Origin of the sequence: Rhizobium sp. BR 314, assembly GCF_047445805.1 — a bacterium.
Lineage (GTDB): Bacteria > Pseudomonadota > Alphaproteobacteria > Rhizobiales > Rhizobiaceae > Rhizobium > Rhizobium lusitanum_B.
On the sequence record NZ_JARWLA010000006.1, the window covers coordinates 174,774 to 197,126 of the forward strand.

General features: G+C 59.7%; 22 protein-coding genes. 16 read left to right on the plus strand and 6 right to left on the minus strand.

Features of this window, described 5'->3' with window-relative positions:
- Positions 1-24 precede the first annotated feature (24 nt).
- The 5 genes from QD461_RS11035 (at position 25) to QD461_RS11055 (ending at position 5,195) form a co-directional block, all read left to right on the plus strand.
- Entirely contained in the window at positions 25-1,083 is a 1,059-nt protein-coding gene (locus tag QD461_RS11035; protein ID WP_414087931.1) for a substrate-binding domain-containing protein, read from the plus strand.
- A 61-nt stretch (positions 1,084-1,144) separates the two neighbouring features.
- Positions 1,145-2,209, plus strand: a complete 1,065-nt coding sequence (locus QD461_RS11040) for a substrate-binding domain-containing protein (RefSeq protein ID WP_414087799.1) — start codon at positions 1,145-1,147, stop codon at positions 2,207-2,209.
- 84 nt (positions 2,210-2,293) lie between these two features.
- Positions 2,294-3,235, plus strand: coding sequence for an ABC transporter permease (locus QD461_RS11045; RefSeq protein ID WP_246806241.1), 942 nt, complete (start codon positions 2,294-2,296; stop codon positions 3,233-3,235).
- A 14-nt stretch (positions 3,236-3,249) separates the two neighbouring features.
- Positions 3,250-4,449, plus strand: coding sequence for an alanine racemase (locus tag QD461_RS11050; RefSeq protein ID WP_414087800.1), 1,200 nt, complete (start codon positions 3,250-3,252; stop codon positions 4,447-4,449).
- Between the two features lie 11 nt (positions 4,450-4,460).
- Positions 4,461-5,195 carry an ATP-binding cassette domain-containing protein gene (locus QD461_RS11055; protein WP_414087801.1) on the plus strand — a complete coding sequence of 245 codons (735 nt, stop codon included), beginning with the start codon at positions 4,461-4,463 and terminating at the stop codon, positions 5,193-5,195.
- 110 nt (positions 5,196-5,305) lie between these two features.
- On the opposite strand, the gene QD461_RS11060 is transcribed toward QD461_RS11055, so the two are convergent.
- On the minus strand, positions 5,306-6,019 hold the full coding sequence (locus tag QD461_RS11060; protein ID WP_414087802.1) for a GntR family transcriptional regulator: 714 nt from the start codon (positions 6,017-6,019) through the stop codon (positions 5,306-5,308).
- Between the two features lie 267 nt (positions 6,020-6,286).
- On the opposite strand from QD461_RS11060, the gene QD461_RS11065 reads away from it, so the two are divergent.
- From QD461_RS11065 to QD461_RS11085, 5 genes are all read left to right on the plus strand, one after another.
- Positions 6,287-7,375, plus strand: coding sequence for an ABC transporter ATP-binding protein (locus QD461_RS11065; RefSeq protein WP_414087932.1), 1,089 nt, complete (start codon positions 6,287-6,289; stop codon positions 7,373-7,375).
- Between the two features lie 30 nt (positions 7,376-7,405).
- Positions 7,406-8,704, plus strand: coding sequence for an ABC transporter substrate-binding protein (locus tag QD461_RS11070; RefSeq protein ID WP_414087803.1), 1,299 nt, complete (start codon positions 7,406-7,408; stop codon positions 8,702-8,704).
- A 67-nt stretch (positions 8,705-8,771) separates the two neighbouring features.
- The gene (locus QD461_RS11075; RefSeq protein ID WP_414087804.1) at positions 8,772-9,683 is read left to right on the plus strand and encodes an ABC transporter permease; all 912 of its coding nucleotides are present in this window, start codon (positions 8,772-8,774) and stop codon (positions 9,681-9,683) included.
- Between the two features lies 1 nt (position 9,684).
- Positions 9,685-10,506, plus strand: a complete 822-nt coding sequence (locus tag QD461_RS11080) for an ABC transporter permease (protein WP_414087805.1) — start codon at positions 9,685-9,687, stop codon at positions 10,504-10,506.
- Between the two features lie 3 nt (positions 10,507-10,509).
- The gene (locus QD461_RS11085) at positions 10,510-11,265 is read left to right on the plus strand and encodes an aspartate/glutamate racemase family protein (protein WP_414087806.1); all 756 of its coding nucleotides are present in this window, start codon (positions 10,510-10,512) and stop codon (positions 11,263-11,265) included.
- A 60-nt stretch (positions 11,266-11,325) separates the two neighbouring features.
- Here the strand turns inward: QD461_RS11085 and QD461_RS11090 are convergent, their stop codons facing one another.
- On the minus strand, positions 11,326-12,135 hold the full coding sequence (locus tag QD461_RS11090) for an AraC family transcriptional regulator (RefSeq protein WP_414087807.1): 810 nt from the start codon (positions 12,133-12,135) through the stop codon (positions 11,326-11,328).
- 285 nt (positions 12,136-12,420) lie between these two features.
- On the opposite strand from QD461_RS11090, the gene leuA reads away from it, so the two are divergent.
- Complete coding sequence (gene leuA / locus QD461_RS11095; protein ID WP_414087808.1) at positions 12,421-14,094, plus strand: 2-isopropylmalate synthase; 1,674 nt, start codon at positions 12,421-12,423, stop codon at positions 14,092-14,094.
- A gap of 71 nt (positions 14,095-14,165) precedes the next feature.
- Here leuA and QD461_RS11100 read toward each other — a convergent pair whose 3' ends face one another.
- From QD461_RS11100 to QD461_RS11115, 4 genes are all read right to left on the minus strand, one after another.
- Positions 14,166-15,791: a DUF4166 domain-containing protein gene (locus QD461_RS11100; RefSeq protein WP_414087809.1), complete on the minus strand. Its 1,626-nt coding sequence runs from the start codon at positions 15,789-15,791 to the stop codon at positions 14,166-14,168.
- Entirely contained in the window at positions 15,788-16,207 is a 420-nt protein-coding gene (locus QD461_RS11105) for a thiol-disulfide oxidoreductase DCC family protein (RefSeq protein ID WP_414087810.1), read from the minus strand. Before QD461_RS11105 ends, QD461_RS11100 begins: the two co-directional genes overlap by 4 nt.
- A gap of 164 nt (positions 16,208-16,371) precedes the next feature.
- On the minus strand, positions 16,372-16,626 hold the full coding sequence (locus tag QD461_RS11110) for a GCG_CRPN prefix-to-repeats domain-containing protein (protein ID WP_414087811.1): 255 nt from the start codon (positions 16,624-16,626) through the stop codon (positions 16,372-16,374).
- A gap of 261 nt (positions 16,627-16,887) precedes the next feature.
- Positions 16,888-17,790, minus strand: coding sequence for a phosphatase PAP2 family protein (locus tag QD461_RS11115; RefSeq protein WP_414087812.1), 903 nt, complete (start codon positions 17,788-17,790; stop codon positions 16,888-16,890).
- Positions 17,791-18,082: 292 nt separating this feature from the next.
- Here QD461_RS11115 and QD461_RS11120 point away from each other — a divergent pair, with 292 nt between their 5' ends.
- The 5 genes from QD461_RS11120 (at position 18,083) to QD461_RS11140 (ending at position 22,234) form a co-directional block, all read left to right on the plus strand.
- On the plus strand, positions 18,083-19,036 hold the full coding sequence (locus tag QD461_RS11120) for a helix-turn-helix domain-containing protein (RefSeq protein WP_414087813.1): 954 nt from the start codon (positions 18,083-18,085) through the stop codon (positions 19,034-19,036).
- A gap of 156 nt (positions 19,037-19,192) precedes the next feature.
- A complete protein-coding gene (gene adh, locus QD461_RS11125; protein WP_184703254.1) occupies positions 19,193-20,701 on the plus strand; it encodes an aldehyde dehydrogenase in 1,509 nt (502 codons plus the stop codon).
- Between the two features lie 79 nt (positions 20,702-20,780).
- Positions 20,781-21,173 (plus strand): DUF779 domain-containing protein, encoded by a 393-nt coding sequence (locus QD461_RS11130; RefSeq protein WP_414087814.1) that lies wholly within the window; start codon positions 20,781-20,783, stop codon positions 21,171-21,173.
- Between the two features lie 93 nt (positions 21,174-21,266).
- Entirely contained in the window at positions 21,267-21,863 is a 597-nt protein-coding gene (locus tag QD461_RS11135) for a DJ-1/PfpI family protein (protein ID WP_414087815.1), read from the plus strand.
- Positions 21,864-21,883: 20 nt separating this feature from the next.
- Positions 21,884-22,234 (plus strand): ribbon-helix-helix domain-containing protein, encoded by a 351-nt coding sequence (locus QD461_RS11140; RefSeq protein ID WP_414087816.1) that lies wholly within the window; start codon positions 21,884-21,886, stop codon positions 22,232-22,234.
- The last annotated feature ends 119 nt before the right edge of the window (positions 22,235-22,353 follow it).

The window sequence follows — 22,353 nt, forward strand, 5'->3', positions numbered from 1 at the left end:
GCAAAAGGGAACACAACCATGCTGATGAGGACAATGTTGACTACAGCGCTTCTGGCCGGTGCGCTGATTGCCACGCCGATGCTCGCGCACGCAGACACGGTCGGCCCGGCCGGCGAACCCGCTACGAAGAGCGCTGAAATCAAGCTCTCCGACGCCGATCTCGCCAAGCTCAAGGGCAAGAACTACAAGGCGGCCTTGCTCTGGCACACGTCGTCGGATTTCACCAATGCGGTCTCGGCCGGCGCCAAGGATGAGTTCGCCAAGGCTGGCGTCGAGGTCGCTGTGACCACGGATGCCGGCTTCGATGCAGCCAAGCAGCGCAGCGACATCGAAACCGCACTTGCCGCGAAGCCGAACGTCATTCTGGCGCTGCCGCTCGACCCAACCACCTCTGCGGAAGCGTTCCGGCAGGCGGTCAAGGATGGTACCAAGCTTGTCTTCCTTTCCAATGTACCGGCTGGCTACAAGCACGATTCCGACTACGCCGCGATCGCGACCGACGATCTCTTCCAGATGGGCAAGCAGGCAGCGGATGCGCTTGCGACGGCGATCGGCAAGAAGGGTAAGGTTGGTTACATCTTCCACGACGCGACCTACTACGTCACCAACCAGCGCGATCGTGCTTTCAAATCGACGATCGAAAAGGATTATCCGGATATCAAGATCGTTGCCGAGCAAGGCATCTCCGATCCAGCGCGTGCCGAAGAACTTGCAAACGCCATGCTCCTGCAGCATCCCGATCTCGACGGTATCTACGTGACCTGGGCCGAGCCTGCCGACGGCGTACTCGCCGCATTGCGGGGCGCCGGCAACAAGCACGCTAAGGTGGTCACGCTCGACCTCTCGGAGCCCGTCGGCCTCGATATGGTCAAGGGGGGCAACGTCACCGCCATCGTTGCCGACAAGGCCTATGAGTTGGGCCGCGTCATGGCCGCAGCCGGATTGAAGTCGCTGATCGGCGAAAAGACGCCACCGTTCATCATCGCGCCGGCGCTGACCGTGACCAAGGCCAATGTTGCCGAGGGCTGGAAAGAGTCGCTCAATCGCGATGCGCCGAAGTCGGTTCTCGACGCTGCAAAGTAATTGCTCAGGCCGGCGGCTCATATCGCCGCCGGCTCCCCGGCACATTTTCGGAGTAAACTCCATGCGTATGATTTCCGCGTTTTCACTCACCGTCGCGGCAGCCTTCGTCTCCGGCCACGCCCTCGCAGCGGAGGGCCAGACCTCCGGCCCGCACGGTGAAAAGCCGACAGCGGCAGCAAGCTACACCCTGACCTCTGCAGAAGAACAAAAGATCAAGGACGGAAAGTTCTCCGCTGCTCTCGTCTGGCACGAAATGAGCGAATACACGACGGCGGTCAATGCTGGCGCCCGAGACGAATTCACGCGGCTTGGCGTTGAGGTGATCGCAGAGACCAATGCCGGCTTCGACGCCGCGCGGCAGAAGTCCGACATCGAGACGGTGCTTGCCAAGAAGCCGGCGATTATCCTGTCGCTGCCCGTCGATCCCGCCACGGCAGCCAATGTTTATGATCCCGCCCTCAAGGCTGGCGTGAAGCTTGGCTTCGTCGACAATTCTCCCGTCGGCTATGCGCAGGGCAAGGATTACGTGACGATCGTCTCCGACGATCTCTTCCAGATGGGGCAGAAGGCCGGCGTTGCGATGGCAACTGCCCTCGGTAAGAAGGGCAAGGTCGGCTACATCTTCCATGATGCCGATTTCTATGTGACCAACCAGCGCGACCAGGCCTTCAAGAAGACCATCGAGCAGGACTATCCCGAGATCAAGATGGTCGCGGAGCAGGGCATGGCCGATCCGGCACGTGCCGAGGAAATCGCCCAGGCGCTCGTGACGCAGCATCCCGACCTCGACGGCATCTACGTCACCTGGGCGGAGCCTGCGCTGAGCGTACTTTCGACTTTGCGTTCTGCCGGCAATACCCACACCAAGATCGTTGCGCTCGACCTCAATGAGCCGGCGGCACTCGATATGGTCAAGGGTGGCAATGTTACGGCACTCGTCGCGGATGAGGCCTACAATATCGGCGTGACCGCAGCGCGGGCAACGGCCGGATCGCTGGTCGGCAAACAGGCAGCGCCGTTCCTGGTGGTCGATTCACTCGCCGTTACCAAGGATGGCGTGAAGGAAGGCTGGCAAAAGTCGCTTCACAAGGATGTGCCGGCAAGCATTGCCGCCGCTTTGAAATAACGCATGGCGGCAGGCTTGTCCTGCCGCTTCATCCCGCTCGGAAGAACCGATTTGTCTATCGCTAGTAAAACAGGCGCAACGGCCATGCCCATGAAAAGCCGCATCAATCTTCAACAATATGTCGTCTATTTCGGCTTCGTCGCAATCTTTCTGTTCTTTGCTGTCGTGCTGAAGGACAGCGGCTTTCTGACCGCGCGAAACCTCTCCAATATCGTGCTGCAGACCGCGCCTGTGACCATCATGGCCATCGGCCTGGTATTCGTGCTGTCGGCGGGTGAGATCGATCTCTCTATCGGGTCGATCGTTGCAGTGTCGGCATTGACCGCCGCCGTCACTATCGGAAGCTACGGCATGGTGCCAGGCATTCTCGCCGGTTTAGGCGCTGGACTGGCAATCGGTTTTGCCAATGGTGTTTTGGTCGCCTATGTGCGGCTGCCCTCTTTCCTGGTCACCCTTGCGACTATGGGGCTCTTTGCCGGCGTTGCCCGGTCGCTGACCAATCTCCGTTCCGTACCCGTCACCGATGAGATGTTTACCGGCTTCTTCGGCTCCGGGACGCTCCTCGGTATTCCCTCGCTCATCTGGTGGACCGTCCTCGCCATCCTTGCCGGGCACATTATCTATCGCGAGACCCGCTTCGGCGCGCATGTGCTCGCGGTCGGTGACAATGCCCGCGCGGCCAGCGTTTCCGGTATCAAGGTGGCGCGCATTCGCCTGACGGTCATGATGCTGAGCGGTGGTCTCGCCGGTCTCGCGGGGCTGCTTTATGCCGGCCGCCTGCAGGCCGCCAAATACACGCTCGGCGAAACTGACCTGATGACGGTCATTGCCGCCGTCATCGTTGGCGGCACGCTCCTGAACGGCGGCAAGGGCTCGATCGTGGGCGCACTCGTCGGCTCGCTGATGATGGGCATGCTCAATAACGGCCTCATCCTCATGGGACTTTCGGTGTCCGATCAGATGATCGTCCGTGGCTTCATCATTCTTGCGGCAGTTGCCGTGTCGCTGCGCGAAAAGCAGCGCTGAAGAAGGGTTCTCCAATGTTTCTCGACGTACTTCGCCGCCGCAATCCGAAATTCATCGAGGCAGCAATCGCGCTGCACCGCGAGGGCCGGATCCCCGCCAATTCCTATCTGCTCGATCTCGATACGGTCGAGGCCAATGCGCGTGTCCTGAAGACGGAAGCCGACCGCCTGAGGCTGAAGATCTTCGCGATGACCAAGCAGGTTGGCCGCGCCAGCTCTTTTGCACAGGCGGTCCTGCGCGGCGGGATCGACCGGTCCGTTGCCGTTGATATGGCCTGTGCCCGCGCGACGCATCGCGCCGGTCTGAAAGTTGGCCATCTCGGCCATCTCCAGCAGGTCGCGCGTCACGAGGCCGAAGCGGCAGCCGCGCGTTTTCGTCCCGATTACTGGACGGTCTTCAACGATGAAAAGGCGAGCGAAGCTGCCGCCGGTGCGAAAGCGGCCGGCTACACGCAAAATCTGCTCGCCCGTATCAAAGCCGAAGGCGATACTTTCTACCGCGGTCATGAAGGCGGCTTCGATGCTGCAGACGTCGCCCAGGTCGCTGATAGCTTCGATCGCCTTGATGGCGGCCGGTTTGCCGGCATCACCACATTCCCCGCCCTGCTTTTCGATCAAAAGACGCGCAAGGTCATTCCGACCCACAATCTCGCGACGCTGACCAAGGCGGCCGACGTGCTTGCAAAGGCTGGCCGGAGCGATGTCGAAGTGAATGCACCGGGGACGACGTCGTCGATATTGTTGCAGGCGCTTGCAGACGCCGGTGCGACCCAATGCGAGCCCGGCAACGGCCTGCATGGCACGACGGCGCTGCATGCGGTCGAGGATCTGCCGGAACTGCCGGCCGTCTGCTATGTCACCGAAGTATCGCATCTGTCGGGTGGCAAAGCCTATTGCCTCGGCGGCGGCTTCTACATCGATCCGGTCTTCCCCGACTACGACGTCAAGGCTATTGTCGCAGACGAGCCGACGGTCGCGGCGACAGCGCTTAGAAGCGTGGAGATCCCGCCCCCATCGATGATCGACTACTATGCCATGATCGATGCCGGCGGCCCCGGTGCGCCAAAGCCGGGCGATACGGCAGTGTTCGGCTTCCGTGGCCAGACTTTCGTTACCCGCGCCTATGTCGTCGGAGTGTCGGGTATTTCCAAAGGGCAGCCCAAAGTCGAAACGATCGAGAACAGCCTCGGCGAAGCCGAGTCCTGGCCGGTATAGGGGTATTCGAGATGAACGCTTCCGTTCCTGTCCTTGCGCTTAAGGACATCAAGAAGAACTTCGATGCCGTGGTGGCGATCGAGAATTTTTCGCTCGATATCCATCCCGGAGAGATCGTGGCGCTGGTCGGCGACAATGGCGCCGGCAAGTCGACATTGATCAAGATCATCTCCGGCGTCTATGCGCCGTCATCGGGGACGATCACCATCGAGGGCGACACGGTCGCCATGTCGAGCGCGACGATGGCGCGTTCGCACGGCATCGAAGTCGTCTACCAGGATCTGGCGCTCGCCGATCAGCAGACCGTCTACATGAACATGTTTCTCGGGCGCGAGCTGACCAACGGATTTGGATTGCTCGACCGCAAGACGATGATCGCCGAAACCGAGAAACTGGTGCAGGAACTCGATGTCCGCATCCCATCTGCACATGCCACGATCAAGGATCTTTCCGGAGGCCAGCGGCAGGGCGTGGCAATCGCACGCGCCACGCGTTGGGCAAAGAAGCTCATCCTGCTTGACGAGCCGACGGCAGCGCTCGGCGTCGCTGAAACGGCGAAGGTTGAGGCCATCGTGCAGTCGCTGAAGTCCCGCAATATCGGCGTCTTGATCATCAGCCACAGTCTCGATCAGGTCTTCAAGCTTTCCGATCGCATCTGCGTGCTTCGCCGGGGAAAGCAGATCGGGATTCGCAAGACATCCGAAACGGACAAGAACGAGATCGTTTCGATGATAACAGGTGTCTGACGCGTGCCGCGGTTAATTGGGCGAAGCGACCTTCGAGAGCCAGGCCCAATTTGCCGCCGGCTGAACCGCCGACGCAAGATGCGGTAGGCATAGGTTGTCAGATTGTCGCCTTATTGCTCGAACGCTTCTCGCAAGCCGAAGGACTTACGCTCGCGCAGATCGAGATCCGCTTCGATATGAGCGATATGGTGAAGCATCAAATCGCACGCGGTATTGACGTCCTTGCGCTCTAGAGCAGAAACAATGTCACCATGCTCGGAATGACCGCAGCTGGAGGCACTCGATTGGCCGTAAAGAGCGATCACCAGCGATGAGCGGGCAACGAGTTCTTCCATGAACCTCTGCATGACGAGATTGCCTGACATCGAAGCGAGCATCAGATGGAAGTCTCCGGATGCCTTGATTTCGGCGCGGCGAGCGGACTGTCCGCGCTCCGCCATCAATCGTCCTTCGTCCAGCAGCAACTGCCGCAACTGCGCCAGTTCGACCGGAGTGATCCTTTCGGCCGCCGCTTTCAGAATGCCGGGCTCGACCAAGCGTCGAGCCGCGAATATCTGCCGGGCTTCCTCGGGCGAGGGGTAGGCAACGAAAGCACCTCTGTTTTTCTCGACGCTGACAAGGCCTTCGTAGGAGAGCGCCTGCAAAGCCGCACGCGCCAATGTCCGGCTGACGTTGAACAGGCTGCCGACATCGCTCTCAGACAGTTTCGTTCCAGGTGCGAGCCTGCGCTCGACGATCGCTTCGCGAATTGCGTCGCGGATCTGTTGGGACCCATTTTCTGTGGAATCGGCGGGTGCGTGAAGCGCAGTTGCTGAAGAGTTCATGAAGTCGCTGACCTGATATTTGACCAAACGATATCTCGGTTTGCTGAGGAAGTTAACTGGAATTTGCGGCAAATGGAGTACTTAATCGTATACAATTGCCTGTATGTATCGCAGACAATCGCCTAATTAATGAGCAAGTTGATTTCTGCACTCGGGAGGGCAAAGACAGCGGCGGCAATGAAAATATAGATACTACAATAAGTTAGTGCACCGCAGCAAAACTGGCACGATTGATGCAATGCCTTTCCCAAACAAAAGGGGAAGATGATGTCGAAAGCGGCAGAGATAGACATTGCGTCCGTTTCGAAGGTCTATGGGACGATCACGGCCGTCCACGCGATCAGCCTGAAAATCCCGGCAGGGGCCTATTGCTGCTTTCTGGGGCCTTCCGGCTGCGGCAAGACCTCGACGCTGCGCATGATTGCCGGACACGAAACTATTTCGTCCGGCGACATCCGGCTTGGCAATATCGTCGTCACGGACTTTCCTCCCGCCAAGCGCGGCACCGCGATGATGTTTCAGTCCTATGCGCTTTTCCCCCATCTCGATCTTGTCGACAATGTCGCCTTCAGCCTGAAGATGAAGGGCGTGAACAAGGACGAACGTCGCGCCAAGGCGCTCGACATGCTGAGGCTGATGCAGATGGAGGCCTACGCAAGCCGACGCCCCGCACAGCTTTCGGGCGGTCAGCAGCAGCGCGTTGCGCTGGCTCGTGCCCTGATCACCGATCCCGAGGCGCTTCTGTTAGACGAACCGCTCTCAGCACTCGATCCGTTCCTGAAGATCCGTATGCGTGCCGAATTGAAGAGGCTGCAGAAGACGCTCGGCATCACCTTCGTTCATGTCACGCACAGCCAGGAGGAGGCAATGGCGCTCGCCGATGTCATCGTCGTCATGAATGATGGCCGTATTGAACAGGCGGCAACGCCACGCCAGATCTTCGAGCATCCTGCAACAGCCTTCGTCGCCCGCTTCATGGGCGACCATAATGTGCTGTCGGGGCGGGTGACTTCGAACGAGGATGACGTCGTTACCATGACCGTGGCGCATGGGCAGAGCTTCTCCGCGCGCGGGAGAGGCCGCCAAGTCGGTGAGCCCGTCGATATCGGCATTCGCACGGACCGAGTTCGACTTGAGCCTGCCGCTGACAAAAGCCTCGGCTTCAACGGTGTGATCTCCAACGTTGAATACCGCGGTGCGACGTTGAAGATCACGATCATCGGCGCCGGTAGCGACGATTTCACCGTGATTACAAGCAATGACGACGCCTCCGCCAGATCGGTAGCTATCGGGGACGCCGTCTCACTGAGTTGGGCTCAGGAGGACGTCATCCTTCTGGGCCGTATGTCCGCATGAAAATCCTAATCATCAAAAAGGGGAACTGACATGACGACTGATGTGAAGACTACCAAGATCAGCAAGAGCATTTCTCGCCGCTCGCTGCTCAAGACCGGTGCCGCCGCTCTCGGCGCCATGGCCGGTTCCGGCGTTATCACGGGCTTTCCGACCATATGGGCGCAATCGAACATCACACTGCGCCAGTTCGGCACCGGCGTGTCGAACATCAATGCCATCGCCGAGAAGTGCAAGGCTGATCTTGGCATTACGCTTGAGATGACGGCGACCGATTCCGATGCCGCAGCGCAGCGCGCCGTCACCCAGCCGAACAGCTACGACATCGCCGACATCGAATACTGGATCGCCAAAAAAGTATTCCCATCTGGCGTGCTGCAGCCGATGGACGTCAAGAAGCTCAAGTATTTTGATAAGATCGTACCTCTCTTCATCAACGGCAAGCTGAAGCCGGATAGCGTTATTGCGCAAGGGACGGCGCCGCATACGGTCGGATTCGTCGAAGCGCAGGGTTCCAAGAAGTTTGCCAAGGAGCCGACGCAGTGGATGACGATGGTTCCGACCATCTACAATGCCGATACGCTCGGCATTCGCCCTGATCTCACGGGCCGTCCGATCACAAGCTGGGCCGACATTCTCGATCCGGCCTTCAAGGGCAAGACCGCGATCCTCAACATCCCATCCATCGGCATCATGGATGCAGCGATGATCATGGAGGCTGCCGGCAAGATCAAATATGCCGACAAGGGCAACATGACGAAGGCGGAGATCGACAAGACAATTGAATTCCTGATCAAGACCAAGGGGGACGGACAGTTCCGCGCCTTCTGGAAGTCTTTCGACGAGAGCGTCAACCTGATGGCATCGGGCGAAGTCGTCATCCAGTCGATGTGGTCGCCGGCCGTCGCCGCCGTGCGCTCGAAGGGAATTGCCTGCACCTTCCAGCCGCTAAAGGAAGGCTACCGCGCCTGGGGCGGCGGCCTCGGCCTCGCCTCGCATCTGAAGGGCGCGCAGCTTGATGCCGCCTATGAATATATCAACTGGTACACATCCGGCTGGGTTGGCGGCTATCTCAACCGGCAGGGCTACTACTCCGCCTGCATGGAAACGGCCAAGCAGTTCATGTCAGCCGACGAATGGGGCTACTGGATTGAGGGTAAGCCAGCGCAGGGCGATATTCTCTCTCCGGAAGGCAAGGTCATGGAGAAGGCCGGGGCCGTTCGAGACGGCGGCTCCTTCGAGGCCCGCATGGGTGCGGTCGCCTGCTGGAATTCCGTCATGGACGAAGATCGCTACATGGTTCGTCGCTGGAACGAGTTCATCGCCGCCTAGGCCGACATCGATCATCTCCTCCCTCGGTCATTCCGGGGGAGGATCCCATCAATGGAGAGACCGGAACATGGCGACGATCGCTTCCTCGGATCTGGAGCAGGAAAGACAAAAAACCGGAGGCGGATTAGGCGTTCCCAGCTGGGCCATGGCCTATCTGCAAGCCGCGCCGCTCTTCCTCATCCTTGGCTTCTTCTTCCTGCTACCGATTGCCATGATCGGCATCGTCAGCTTCTGGGATTATGATTTTGCCGGTCTCTATCCCGCGTTCCTGACCACCAACTATATCGAAACGCTCGGCTCATGGGTGACCTGGAAGACCTATCTCAACACCTTGAAGTTCACCGCCATTGTCTGGGCCCTGACGTTGTTCATCGGCTTCTGGGTTGCCTACTTTCTCGCTTTCCATATTCGCCGCACTTCGACGCAGATGATCCTCTTTCTGGTCTGCACCGTGCCGTTCATGACGTCGAATATCATCCGCATGATCTCGTGGATCCCCGTGCTCGGGCGCAATGGCCTGGTCAATTCGACACTGATCGAGATGGGCCTCATTCCCCGACCGATCGAATGGCTGCTCTACTCCGACTTTGCTGTCGTGCTCGCCATGGTGCATCTCTATACGCTCTTCATGGTGACCCCGATCTTCAATACGCTGATGCGCGTTGACCGCTCGCTCTTCGAAGCGGCCCGCGATGCAGGCGCCAGCGGATGGCAGATACTCTGGAACGTGGTCATACCGCTGGCCAAGCCTGGAATTGCAATCGGCAGTATTTTCGTCGTCACGCTCGTTATGGCGGATTTTTCCACGGTCCAGGTCATGTCAGGCGGCCAGAGTGCGTCCATCGCCCTGATGATGAAAAACCAGATGTCGCTGCTACAATATCCTGCGGCGGCGGCCAATGCCGTGGTGCTGCTGATCATCGTCCTACTGATGGTGGCCGCCATCCTGCGCATCGTCGACATCCGCAAGGAGCTTTGAAATGCAACGCGAAAAGCGCAGTCTGGAATTCTATGTCCTGGCGATTTTCTTCGCTGTCTTCGTATTGTTCCTTTATGGTCCGCTATCAGCCATCGTCATCCTGTCCTTTCAGGGGCCGGACGGTGGCCTGACTTTTCCCTTGAATGGCGTATCCTTGCACTGGTTTGCCAATCTCTTCGAAAAGCAGGCAGTCGGGGATTTCGGCGCGTCGTTTCTGCGATCGCTGATCCTCGGCGCGATGGTCATGCTTGTCACCGTTATCGTGTCGCTGCTGGCCGGTCTCGCCTTTCGCAAGCGCTTTCGCGGTTCGACGTTTCTTTTCTATGCCACTGTTGCTAGCCTCGTCGTGCCCTCAATCATCATTTCGCTCGGGATCGGCGTCGTCTTTCAGCAGGGTGGTCTCGCTCCGGCCTGGTATTCCTCAGCTTTCGGCGCGCATCTGACCTGGACGCTGCCTTTTGGTGTGCTGATCATGCTCGCAGTCTTCAACCGTTTTTCGCTGGCCTATGAAGAGGCTGCTCGCGATCTCGGCGCGACCTCATGGCAAACCTTCCGTCACGTCGTGTTGCCGATGATCGCGCCAAGCCTGATTGGTGTCGGTCTGTTCGGCTTCACGCTGTCCTACGACGAGTTCGCTCGCACACTGATGACCTCAGGTACTTATAACACCCTGCCGCTTGAGATTTACGGCATGACGACGAATGTGACGACGCCGGTGCTCTACGCGCTTGGGACGGTCACGACACTCTTTTCCTTCACCATCATCCTGCTGGCACTTGCAATCATGACCATGCTCGGTCGCCGACAAGCCAAGAAGAGTTGACATATGCGCCTATTGCTCATCAATCCGAATACGACGGCGTCCATGACGGAGAAGGCCGCAATAGCCGCCCGGGCGGTGGCGGGCGTCGGCACGGAGATCATCGCCGTGACCTCGCAGACGGGGCCTGCATCCATCGAAGGCTACTATGATGGCGCCCTTGCCGTGCCTGGAATGCTGCGCGAATTGAAGCTACGACAGGTGGCGGGCTACGATGCCGTCATCATCTGCTGTTTCGACGATACCGGCCTGGATGCCGCCCGCATGTTTTGTGACGTGCCCGTCGTCGGTCTGTGTGAAGCAGCAGTCGCAACGGCAGGTTTCATCGCGCAGCGCTTCAGCGTCGTCACGACATTGGAGCGGTCGCGGATTCTGATCGACAATCTCGTTCAACGTTACGGCATGGGTGCGCGTGCCAAGGTTCACGCTTCGGACATTCCTGTCCTCGAGCTTGAGAACTCGTCTTCTGGGGCGATCGGCAAGCTGCGGGCGACAATCGAGCAGGCGCTTGCCGAAGATGGTTCGGAGGCGATCGTGCTTGGTTGCGCCGGCATGACGGATCTCGCAAGAGACCTCCAGCTGCTCTATGGCGTCCCCGTTGTTGACGGCGTCGCCGCAGCTGTCAAACAGGCCGAAGCTCTGGTGTCACTGGGTCTCGGCACCAGCAAGCGCAGTTCCTATGCGGCCCCTTTGCCTAAGCCGTTTTTGGGCGCAATGCAGGAGTTCGCGCCCGTGTCCTCCATTGAGCTGACCAATGCTTAAACTCGCCCCTATGGCCGGTTTTGATCCGCTGCCTGGACTGGGACTGCTCCTCCATGATGCTCACGGTGCTTCTTCTCGCGCTCTCGCCGTATGAAAATAGTCGCGTGGCGAGCGGCCGAGCGATCGACGGAACATGGCCGAGAAGGCGCTCGGGCTGTCATAGCCGCATTCCAGAGCGACATCGAGGATGGTTCTGCCTTCCGCTAGCAGAGCCAGCGCCTTCAGCGTCCGTGCCTGCTGGCGCCATCGGCCGAAGCTCAGGCCGGTTTCCCGTTGAAACAGCCGCATGAGGGTTGCACGGCTCATGTGCAGCGCCTCGGCCGCGTCCTCGATCGAAATCGATTTTGCGAGATCTCTGCGCATAATCTCGCAGAAAGCCGCAAGCGCTTGATGTCGCGGCAGCTGCAAATTGAGGGGCTGCGCCGGCAAGAAGGTCAGCTCCAGTAGCAATAGGCGAACGACCGCTTGCGCCATTTCCTGGCAATCCGGTTTCTCTGCGAGGCTTACCAGCCTGAGAATGAGCTCGCGCAACAGCGGCGTGACTTCCACCACCATGCATTCTTTCGGCAGGGCGGCATTACCCTCGACATCGATCAGCAGCGAGCGAAACTGAACATTCGTGTGGCTTGCGGTCGCATGCTCAAGATTGGGCGGCAGCCACACCGCGCGACTTGGCGGCACCACCCAGGTGCCGCTGTCCGTGGTCAAGGATATTACACCGTCGACTGCGTAGAGCAGTTGTGCCTGCCGGTGGCTATGCCTAGGGCCGGAGAAACGGTGCTCGTCATGCGCAATGACGGCAATGCCTTCGGCAACATTGGCGCCATGCTGCAGGTAGCTTTGATCCTTTTGCGACGATAATTGATCCATACGCGCAAGACTATCAGAGCTGGCGGCGATAGCCTATAGGTCCTTTCAAGCAGGAACCTATCGTCAAGTGTTCATCCCATCCCGCAATTTGCATGGATCCGAGTGGCGGCGTTCCGCAGCCGTCGCACCCTTGCATCTGCTGGCGAGCCACGCTGACATGTCCGTTCGTGAGCTTCTTTCCGTTGCGCTTCGACTTAGCGGCGGTCGTCGGGATTGACGGCTTCCCGGCGACCGTAGGCTGCTGTTCGCTTTTTCCAAGAATATCGATACGCAACGGAACGGATCATGTTGACGAATCCCGAAACCAAATATCGCCCCTTTGTTTCCCCTATAGACTTGCCTAGTCGACAATGGCCAGGCAGGCGGCTCGCCAAGGCGCCGCGCTGGCTCTCCACGGATTTGCGAGACGGCAATCAGGCGCTGGCCAACCCGATGGATGTCGAGCGCAAGCTGCGCTTCTACGACATGCTGATCGCTTGCGGCTTCAAGGAGATCGAGGTTGCTTTCCCATCGGCCTCACAGATCGAGTTCGATTTCGTTCGGGCGCTGATCGAGCAGGGCCGCATTCCCGAGGATGTGACGATACAGGTGCTGACCCAGTCTCGCGCCGATCTCATCGCGCGTACCTTCGAATCCCTGGTCGGTGCCCGTAAGGCCATCGTTCACCTTTACAACGCGACGGCACCGCTCTTCCGGCGTGTGGTCTTCGGCATGGAGCGTCATGAGATCGTCGATCTCGCCGTCAGCGGCGTCACGACGATGCTGGAGGAAAGCCGTAAGCAGCCTGAGACCGAGTGGACTTTCGAATATTCGCCCGAGACCTTCTGCTTCACCGAGCCTGATTTCGCTTTGGAAATCTGCGAACGCGTGCTCGATGTTTGGCAGCCGACGGCAGAGCGGCCCGCCATCCTCAATTTGCCGGCGACGGTCGAAGTCGCGATGCCCAACGTCTATGCCGACCAGATCGAATGGTTCTGCCGCCATATTTCACGGCGCGATGCCGTCGTTATCAGCGTCCATCCCCATAATGATCGAGGCACGGCGGTCGCCTCGGCGGAACAGGCTTTGCTGGCCGGCGCCGACCGCGTCGAAGGTTGCCTCTTCGGCAATGGCGAGCGCACCGGCAATGTCGATCTCGTGACACTGGCCTTGAACCTCTACACGCAGGGTATCGATCCCGGTCTTTCCTTCCCGTCGATCCGCGATGTGGTCAGGACCGTGGAATATTGCAACGGGCTACCGGTTCATCCCCGCCATCCCTATGCTGGTGAACTGGTGCACACGGCCTTCTCCGGCTCGCATCAGGATGCCATCCGCAAGGGATTTGCTGCCCACGAGCGCCGCAATGACGGTGTCTGGGAAATGCCCTATCTGCCCGTCGATCCCGCAGATATCGGCGAGAACTATGAGGCCGTCATCCGTGTCAACAGTCAGTCGGGCAAGGGTGGTGTTGCCTGGGTGATCGAACAGGACAAGGGTCTGAGATTGCCGCGTGCCATGCAGGTCGACTTCAGCAGGCGCGTTCAGCTTCTGGCCGACAGCACCAAGCGCGAACTGATGGCGGAAGATATCTGGAAGGAATTCGTGCACGCCTATCACGTCGACGATATCGAGAGCTTCGAACTTGTCGATTATGAAGGCGGCTTTCGCCGAACCGCAGGTGCCGAGCGTGTCTTCACCGGCCGCATTCGTCATCGGGAGCGGGACGTTGCGGTGACCGGTCGCGGCAACGGCCTCGTCTCGGCAACCCTCTCTGCGATTGCTGACGCATTCGGTGTGACACTCAACGTCCTGGACTATCAGGAACATGCGCTTCGTCGCGGAACGGATGCAAAGGCAGCCGCCTATCTGCAATGCGTACGGCCAGACGGTACGCAGGTCTTCGGCGTAGGTATCGATAACGACGTCGCCGCCGCCACGGTCAAGGCCGTCCTCAGCGCCGCAAGCGCAAGCGGCTGAACTCTAAGACCATCGCTACCTGCCGCTCAGTCAGTCGGTAGCGATGGTCGCTCACAGAGGTATGGGCAACGTCAGGCAAGTGGCCGCAGCCAGCCGCGATAGTGGACGATCAAGCCGATCAGCGGCAAGGCGATCGAGACATCGAAGTGAAAGCGGTCGTCTTGCGTCCACTCATAGGCGGTGCTGCGCGGTGCGAGGGCAAGCGGTAGCCGAACACCGAGAAAAAACCATTTGCGTATTTCCATGCTGAGGCCGTTGCCGCGCGGCAGGAGGTCGAATGCGAAGCGAAATGGGCCGAAGCGCTCGACAAGGTGGCCGTCCTGCTCGCTCAAGCAACTGGAGAAGCGGTCGCCGGAAAAATCGCGCTCCCATCGTTCGATGCCATTTTCTTCTTCGAAGGAGACATACAGAGAGTGATCGCCGGCGGGCGGAAACCCGAACATGCTGGCAACGAGACGTGCCGCAAATGACGTCCCGCGATCGACGTGCGCATCGCCCTTTGCCCCGCCGTCGCCGAAGACCGCGTGCATGGCGCGCACAGGTTCCGACAGGCGTGCAAAGCCCGCGCCCATGACGCGCTGATAGAGCGGCCTGTAAGGTGTTTCCTGTACTTCATCATTTATCGACAGAGACTGAAACAGTTCGCGAAACTGTCTAAGCTCCAGCAGGCCATTTCCCGGACGAGCTCCGGCGGCGAGTTTTCCGTTGCGCAGGGCGCGCGCCAATAGTTGTGCCGGAAGGGTCGGGATTTCAACGCCATCGCCATTATCGGCGATGAGCGTCCAGCGTCGGCCCAGCATGGTTCCTTGCGAGATGCCCTTCGTCTCGATCGTCATCGCCGATCGCGCTGTACCAAGCCGTGCGGTAAGGCCCTGCAGTGGCAGCAGGAAGCGGCTGATTTGCCGCAGTGACGTTACCCAACCCCAAATGACAGGCAAGGAGAGCAGCCAGAGAAACAGGGTCTGGAAGGCAAATTCCGGTCCGGCCCGGAAGAGAACGCTCGGTCGACCGCATGTGCCGTCAACCAGAAGATCGTGATCCGGCACGTCGGCAAGTGCAACCAGCCGCCGTAAAACGGGTTTTCCGGCAACGGCATAGCCCTGACGCTTCAACATGTGCCAGCCGGTTTTTTCTTGAAAGCGCCGGCCGCGCCACAGCCGCACCGGCTTGCCGACATAGCTGAGGATTGCAGAGGCGACAGAGACCCCCGCCGTCGCACGGTTGGAGGCGCTGATCGACATCTCGATCGAACGCACCTGATCCATATCCTGCGTGAGAGTGGCAACGGCGGCGCTCGAAAGAGTAGGGACGCTCGAGGCACCGGAGATGACCGCAACTCCCGCTGCACGAGCCTGCTCATCAAACGTGCCGATCGCGCCGACGAAATCGCGGGCATCGGCAAGATCGATATAGTGGATTCCGGCAGCAATGCAGGCCTGGACGACGCGATAGCCGCTCGATTGAAACGGACCTGCGGCGTCGATGAGGAGAAAGGGCCGGTGTTCCCTGAAGATTGCCGTCAGGTCGCCGTTGCGGTCGGCCCGAAGGGCAAGTGCGTTGGGTAGCCGGCGGGCAAGCGCTGCTGCCAGCTCGTGGTTTCGCCCGGCAACCAGAACTTGGAAGCCATCGCCGGCCAGTCGTCGCGACAGGCGCGAACCGAAACCGCCATAACCGCCTAGGACGAGAATCTTCTTCAAAGTATGCGGTTCGCTTGTTCAGGCGTCGGTACCCAGCAGGTCTCGCGCTTCCCGAAAAATCGATAGCGATTCCGAGCCAGAGCGCGATAAGCGGGATCGCGCAATGCGCGCGGTATAAGGTGCAGCAGCGAAAGCGCTTTCCAGGGCCAGCCAAGACCGGCATAGATGGAAAGCACGGCGGCGCTATCGCGCAGCACCATTGTTCCATCCACGATGATGAGGCTATCGGGGTTGGCGGGATCGATGCCGTAGCGCCGGTAGAGTCGGGCGCCGGTTTCGTTCTGCATCGAGGCGAGGCGAAAGCGACCGATATGGTCGTGGCTCAGCACGAATTGTGCATTGGCAGAGCACAGGACGCACATGGCATCGAAAACGATGATGGGGCCGTGATGGTCGATGTCGTCGCTGTCGCTCATGCGCGAGGCCGTGCTCGTTATCGCTAGTTCCGAAGACAGCTTTTCCCGGTTGTGAGCCGCGCGTCAATTGCAGACCAACGCGTGCAAGGCTACGCTGGTCTGCAGGCCATGCAAGACGGATCCCGTCCAATGTCGATCAGGAGGATCGGGTCGGTCGTGACCTCTTAGCGGTAGCGCCAGCCATCATGCCACCGTTCGCGGTGCACCCAATAGCGGTGTCCGTCCCAATAGCCGCGGCCGGGATAGAAGATCCCAACGGCCGGACCGACTGGTACGACGACGACAGGCCGTTCGTTCGGGCGGCAATAGCCATATGGGCCGCGATGGAAGCCGAGGCCGCATCCATCGCGGGCTTCGGCCGGTGAAATGGCTGCAAAGCAGGCTGCTGCCGCCAAGGCGAGCAAAGTGAGCTTTTTCATGGTGTACTCTCTTCCTGAAGAAACGGATTGTTATCCCTTCAGTTCTTGAACGAGGCAGACCGGCAAATCCGTCGTGGCCTGCGCGAGAAATTTGAGTGCGGCCGGAAGGGAGGCGCCGGGAGATCGGTGCTAACTAGCGCTGAGGTCTTTGATGGAGAGATTGAAGGCGCGTTTCACTCGCCATTGCACTGGGTCAACGGCCGAATGATCGGCTCTTTCGTCAGAGGAACGGAATGAGAGGGACGATGATCCCGCGATTGATCAGGGCTGTGTTTCCAACACCGGGGAGGGAAGGTTTGGTTTCGAAGCGCAGGTCTTCCGCCCCTTTGCGTTCCTCGTCAGCCCACGGCGCAGCAGCACACGCAAGATCATTAAGACGGTCTTATACCGCTCTCCAGGGCACAGACGACCATCGGCGGAGTAGGAGAAGAGCAATCTGCGACGGGCAAAGGCGTGAGCGAGCCACAAGGCGAACGCAACGCCAACACCCCAGCCCATAAGGGTGTCGCTCGCCCAATGGGCACCTACCCATTGCCGTGACAGGCAGATCAGCACGCCGGCCGATATGAATACCGCGCGCAGACGCGGAAAAACGAGCGCCAGCGACATGGCCATTGCTCCTGCCGTTGCGGAGTGCCCGGACGGAAACGATGCGAAATCGGCATGGAAGGCGAAAGGCCGAAAGGAAAAGGCGCCGTTCGTGTCCAGAAGTTCGGGGCGCGCGCGGCCAATTGAGTTCTTCAAAAGCGAGTCGACGATGCCGCCGCCGGCAACCGACAGGAAGATGAAGGCTGCCGCGGTCGCAACGAGATCGGCTCCGGTGCGGGCTGACTTGCGCAGCCTGTGTGCCGGCATCAGGATACCGAATATCAGAAGGGCGCCGCTGAATGACAGAACGAGAAGACCGGTGCCGAAACTGCTGATCCATTTGGCCGTTCCGCGCAACTGCTCGGGAAAGGACTTCATCCAGACCCCAAGCGGGTAGTCTGCCGTCGTCATGACGAGCAGGGACAGCACGAGGAAGATGATGAGAACAGCGACGGGGCGCTCGAGGAGCGGACGGTTGGCCGGCGGCGCGAATGCCGGCGTTTCGAAAAACCGACGAAAGCCGTTGATGAGGCGTGCGCGGCAGGTGTCGGCGGTGCCCATCAGGGTTTGCTTCATCGGGACAAATCCGGATGCAGGCAATAAGTCAACGCTCCCTGGCGGGCAAAATACGCACCAATGAACCTGGCATTCATGAAAATGGGTCTCAAGCTCCGTCCTGTCGTTTCGTTGCTGTTACAACAACACGCTGACAGCCGCCTGAAAGAGATGGAGTCGGGAATTTGGGGCTTCGGCATGAAGTAAGCCGCCCCACTGCCCCGTAGGTGCGAACAGGCAAGGAACCAATGAAGGATTGCCTTGGCCTGTTTTTTTAGCGACAATCGTCTTCGCGTTCGGTGGGAGGAGCCAGATGCATCAATATTCCGCGCATGCGGATCAGGTCTATGCGTCGGCTCAGTCGGCTGCGGCGAGTTCGCCTGTTGCCGCCTCCTGGCGGCGTTGCATGGTCATGCATCGTCTTGCTCCGGAGGAAAAGCGCTCACCAATGCGGTTGAGCGGACAGGAGTTTGCCGCCGCCGTCGAGCGTGCCGGGCGGTTGATGGCCGAAGCTACGAATGAATTGGATCGTCTCTTCCTTGCAGTCGGCAAGGCCGGCTGCTGCCTACTGCTGACCGACCGGGATGGTATTGCGCTCCAGCGTCGCGGGGCAGCCGGCGACGACAAGGAGTTTCGCGATCTCGGTCTCTGGACAGGCTCGGTCTGGACCGAGGCAAGCGTCGGCACGAACGGTATCGGAACGGCATTGGCGGACGACCGGGCCGTCGCTATTTTCCGCGATCAGCATTTCCTGTGCGCCAACATCGACTTGAGTTGCACGACCGCGCCGATCCGTGACCATCGCGGGCAGCTGGCCGGAGCGCTGGATATTTCTACCTGCCGCGATGATGTCAACGATGCGACCCTGGCAATCCTGTCGCAGACCGTTCGCGACGCGGCGGTGCGCATCGAGCTCAACCTGTTCAGGAGTGCCTTTGCCGGCGCTCGTTTTGTCATGGTCCCAACGGATACCGCCTCCACCTCGGCGCTTCTGGCCGTCGATCGCAACGATCTCGTGCTTGGAGCGACGCGAGCCGCTCGCCTCGCATTGAAACTCGACGATTATCGGATCGAGGCCGGAATCCCKGCTTCCGACGTTTTGCGCGAGCAGCGGGGGGAGTCGGGAGAAGATCTACTGGAGGCTGAGCGTGCCGCCTTGCTGCGTGCCCTTTCCCGTGCCGGCGGCAACGTCTCGCAGGCAGCGGCGGCGCTCGGCATGAGCCGTTCAACACTCCATCGCAAGATGAAGCGGCTCAATCTGCACTGATCATTCGGCAATCTGCACTTGCGTGGCGTAGCTGTCGCAGAGTTGCGACACTGTGCGCTGCAGCATCGCGCAGGGGCACTACCGTTTACGACCGGACGGACGCAGATTTCTCTCATCGGGTTCGCTCATCGGACCTGCCGACCAAGGGAGGATGGCATGCTGCATCAAAAGATCGTCGAATCTCCGTTCAAGCTGAAATATGGCAACTATATCGGTGGCGAGTGGCGCGAGCCGATTGCCGGCAAGTATTTCGACAATCTGACGCCGATCACCGGCGGGAAGATCTGCGAAATACCGCGCTCCGACGAGAAGGATATCAACGCTGCGCTCGATGCCGCCCACGCGGCCAAGGACAAATGGGGCAAGACCTCGACCACCGAGCGTTCCAACATCCTGATGAAGATCGCACAGCGCATGGAAGACAAGCTGGAGATCTTGGCGCAGGCGGAAAGCTGGGACAACGGCAAGCCGATCCGCGAGACCATGGCAGCCGATATTCCGCTCGCCATCGACCACTTCCGCTATTTCGCCTCCTGCATCCGCGCGCAGGAAGGCTCGATCGGCGAGATCGACCACGATACCGTAGCCTATCACTTCCATGAGCCACTCGGTGTCGTCGGCCAGATCATTCCCTGGAACTTCCCGATCCTGATGGCAGCCTGGAAGCTTGCGCCCGCACTTGCCGCTGGCAATTGCGTCGTCATCAAGCCTGCCGAACAGACGCCAGCTTCGCTGCTCGTCTGGGCAGAACTGGTTGGCGATCTCCTGCCGCCGGGCGTTCTCAACATTGTCAACGGTTTTGGCCTTGAGGCCGGCAAGCCGCTGGCGACCAGCCCGCGCATCGCCAAGATCGCCTTTACCGGCGAGACGACGACCGGCCGGCTCATCATGCAATATGCCAGCCAGAACCTGATTCCCGTCACGCTCGAGCTCGGCGGCAAATCGCCGAACATCTTCTTTGCCGATGTGGCTGCCGAGGACGACGACTTCTTCGACAAGGCGCTGGAAGGCTTTGCGATGTTTGCCCTCAACCAGGGCGAAGTCTGCACATGCCCGAGCCGCGCGCTGATCCAGGAATCCGTCTACGACCGCTTCATGGAAAGGGCCATCAAGCGTGTGGAAGCGATCAAGCAGGGCAATCCGCTCGATTCCGCAACCATGATCGGTGCGCAAGCATCGAGCGAGCAGATGGAGAAGATTCTTTCTTATCTCGACATTGGCAGACAGGAAGGTGCCGAGGTGCTGACGGGCGGCGCGCGCGCCGATCTTGGTGGTGAATTGGCAAGCGGCTATTACATCAAGCCGACCATCTTCAAAGGCCATAACAAGATGCGCATCTTCCAGGAGGAGATCTTCGGCCCGGTCGTGTCCGTGACGACCTTCAAGGACGAAAAGGAAGCACTCGAAATCGCCAATGACACGCTCTATGGCCTCGGCGCCGGCGTATGGACCCGCGACGGCAACCGCGCCTATCGCTTCGGCCGCGAGATCCAAGCAGGGCGTGTCTGGACGAATTGCTACCATGCCTACCCGGCGCATGCGGCCTTCGGCGGATACAAGCAGTCCGGCATTGGACGCGAGAACCACAAGATGATGCTCGACCACTACCAGCAAACCAAGAACATGCTGGTCAGCTACAGCCCGAAGGCGCTCGGCTTCTTTTAAGACCTCCCAACGAAGTCAATGGGGCTCCCGGTTGCGGCCGGGAGCCCTCGCACGTCACGACCTATCAAGGAGGACGGTCATGGCTAACACAGGCACCGAGCCAAGGGTTCTGGCGACGGACAAGGCACTGGACCTCATCCGGGAGATCCAGCAGGATCATCCCGATATCCTGTTTCACCAATCGGGCGGCTGTTGCGACGGCTCTTCGCCGATGTGCTATCCGGCAAATGAGTTCATGATCGGCGGCAACGACGTCAAGCTGGGCGAGATCGGCGGCGTGCCGGTCTACATCAGCGGCAGCCAGTTCGAGGCATGGAAGCACACGCAGCTCATCATCGATGTCGTGCCCGGGCGCGGTGGCATGTTCTCTCTCGATAATGGGCGCGAGAAACGCTTTCTCACACGCTCGCGCCTGTTTGGCGGCGGTGAGGCTTGCGTCATTCCGGGTATCGGCGGGTCGCAGGCTCGATGAAACGACGGGATGTTTGCCTGTAGTATTTGCCTAATACCCGTGCTGCGAAATCCTTTGTTAGGGTGCGGGCGTTGGTTTTCAGGGAGGAAGACGATGCCAGCTGCAAAGATCTTGATGATCACCGGTGATTTCACCGAGGACTACGAAACCATGGTGCCGTTTCAGACGCTGCTTGCCTGCGGCTATACGGTCCATGCCGTCTGCCCCGGCAAAAATGCTGGCGAGACCGTCGCAACCGCTATCCATGATTTCGAAGGCGACCAGACCTATTCGGAAAAGCGCGGGCATAATTTCGCGCTCAACGCGACCTTTGCCAGTGTCCGCGCCGAAGATTACGACGCGCTCGTCATTCCAGGCGGCCGCGCGCCGGAATATCTTCGCCTCAATCCTGATGTGATCAAGGCCGTCCAGCACTTCTTCGAGGCAGGCAAGCCCGTTGCCGCCATCTGCCATGGCGCGCAACTCCTTGCAGCTGCAGGTGTCCTCGAGGGACGTACCTGCTCGGCCTACCCGGCCTGCCGCCCCGAGGTGGAACTTGCCGGTGGCATCTACGCCGATATTGCCATCAATGACGCTGTCGCCGATGGTAACCTCGTGACCGCACCGGCCTGGCCGGCGCATCCGTCGTGGCTACGGCAGTTCATGGCGGTGCTCGACGCCGCCGCATTGTCGGAAGCAAACGCCGCCTGAGACCGAAAGGGGAGGCATGCATGTGCGAATTGTTCATCAAGGCCGATGCCAAACTTTGGGAAAGCACGACGCGCTCCCTTCGCATCGACGGCATGGTGACCAGCGTCAGGCTGGAGAACTTCTTCTGGTCGAAGCTGGAGGAAATCGCACGGCGTGACGGCATGAACGTGGTGCAGCTGATTACCAAGCTGCACCATGAATCGATCGATGCCGGCCACGATCTCGGCAATTTTACCTCGTTCCTGCGGGTATGCTGCGCACGCTATCTCGACTTGCAGCTTGCAGGTGACATTTCAAGTGATCTGTCCCAGCCAATCGCCGGCGTCGATGCGTCAGCCATATTGGGGCGAGAGCGCTTGAAATATCATTGATCATAAAGCGATGTCCCTATCGTCCAGCCGCAGTGGGACTACCACGCATCTTCCCCGCAGTTTTTGCCGGGAGATCACACAACTTATGGGGTCGCGCTCTGGATTTGTGCAGCTTTTGT

What these genes read in the sequence shown, in the direction of transcription:
- QD461_RS11105 (WP_414087810.1), bottom strand. Translation starts at nt 16,207, where the DNA reads ATGAGCGACAGCGACGACATCGACCATCACGGCCCCATCATCGTTTTC.
- QD461_RS11040 (WP_414087799.1), top strand. Translation starts at nt 1,145, where the DNA reads ATGCGTATGATTTCCGCGTTTTCACTCACCGTCGCGGCAGCCTTCGTC.
- QD461_RS11130 (WP_414087814.1), top strand. Translation starts at nt 20,781, where the DNA reads ATGGCTAACACAGGCACCGAGCCAAGGGTTCTGGCGACGGACAAGGCA.
- QD461_RS11085 (WP_414087806.1), top strand. Translation starts at nt 10,510, where the DNA reads ATGCGCCTATTGCTCATCAATCCGAATACGACGGCGTCCATGACGGAG.
- QD461_RS11135 (WP_414087815.1), top strand. Translation starts at nt 21,267, where the DNA reads ATGCCAGCTGCAAAGATCTTGATGATCACCGGTGATTTCACCGAGGAC.
- QD461_RS11035 (WP_414087931.1), top strand. Translation starts at nt 25, where the DNA reads ATGAGGACAATGTTGACTACAGCGCTTCTGGCCGGTGCGCTGATTGCC.
- QD461_RS11050 (WP_414087800.1), top strand. Translation starts at nt 3,250, where the DNA reads ATGTTTCTCGACGTACTTCGCCGCCGCAATCCGAAATTCATCGAGGCA.
- QD461_RS11110 (WP_414087811.1), bottom strand. Translation starts at nt 16,626, where the DNA reads ATGAAAAAGCTCACTTTGCTCGCCTTGGCGGCAGCAGCCTGCTTTGCA.
- QD461_RS11070 (WP_414087803.1), top strand. Translation starts at nt 7,406, where the DNA reads ATGACGACTGATGTGAAGACTACCAAGATCAGCAAGAGCATTTCTCGC.
- QD461_RS11080 (WP_414087805.1), top strand. Translation starts at nt 9,685, where the DNA reads ATGCAACGCGAAAAGCGCAGTCTGGAATTCTATGTCCTGGCGATTTTC.
- adh (WP_184703254.1), top strand. Translation starts at nt 19,193, where the DNA reads ATGCTGCATCAAAAGATCGTCGAATCTCCGTTCAAGCTGAAATATGGC.
- QD461_RS11090 (WP_414087807.1), bottom strand. Translation starts at nt 12,135, where the DNA reads ATGGATCAATTATCGTCGCAAAAGGATCAAAGCTACCTGCAGCATGGC.
- QD461_RS11065 (WP_414087932.1), top strand. Translation starts at nt 6,287, where the DNA reads ATGTCGAAAGCGGCAGAGATAGACATTGCGTCCGTTTCGAAGGTCTAT.
- QD461_RS11140 (WP_414087816.1), top strand. Translation starts at nt 21,884, where the DNA reads ATGTGCGAATTGTTCATCAAGGCCGATGCCAAACTTTGGGAAAGCACG.
- QD461_RS11115 (WP_414087812.1), bottom strand. Translation starts at nt 17,790, where the DNA reads ATGAAGCAAACCCTGATGGGCACCGCCGACACCTGCCGCGCACGCCTC.
- QD461_RS11045 (WP_246806241.1), top strand. Translation starts at nt 2,294, where the DNA reads ATGCCCATGAAAAGCCGCATCAATCTTCAACAATATGTCGTCTATTTC.
- QD461_RS11060 (WP_414087802.1), bottom strand. Translation starts at nt 6,019, where the DNA reads ATGAACTCTTCAGCAACTGCGCTTCACGCACCCGCCGATTCCACAGAA.
- leuA (WP_414087808.1), top strand. Translation starts at nt 12,421, where the DNA reads ATGTTGACGAATCCCGAAACCAAATATCGCCCCTTTGTTTCCCCTATA.
- QD461_RS11075 (WP_414087804.1), top strand. Translation starts at nt 8,772, where the DNA reads ATGGCGACGATCGCTTCCTCGGATCTGGAGCAGGAAAGACAAAAAACC.
- QD461_RS11055 (WP_414087801.1), top strand. Translation starts at nt 4,461, where the DNA reads ATGAACGCTTCCGTTCCTGTCCTTGCGCTTAAGGACATCAAGAAGAAC.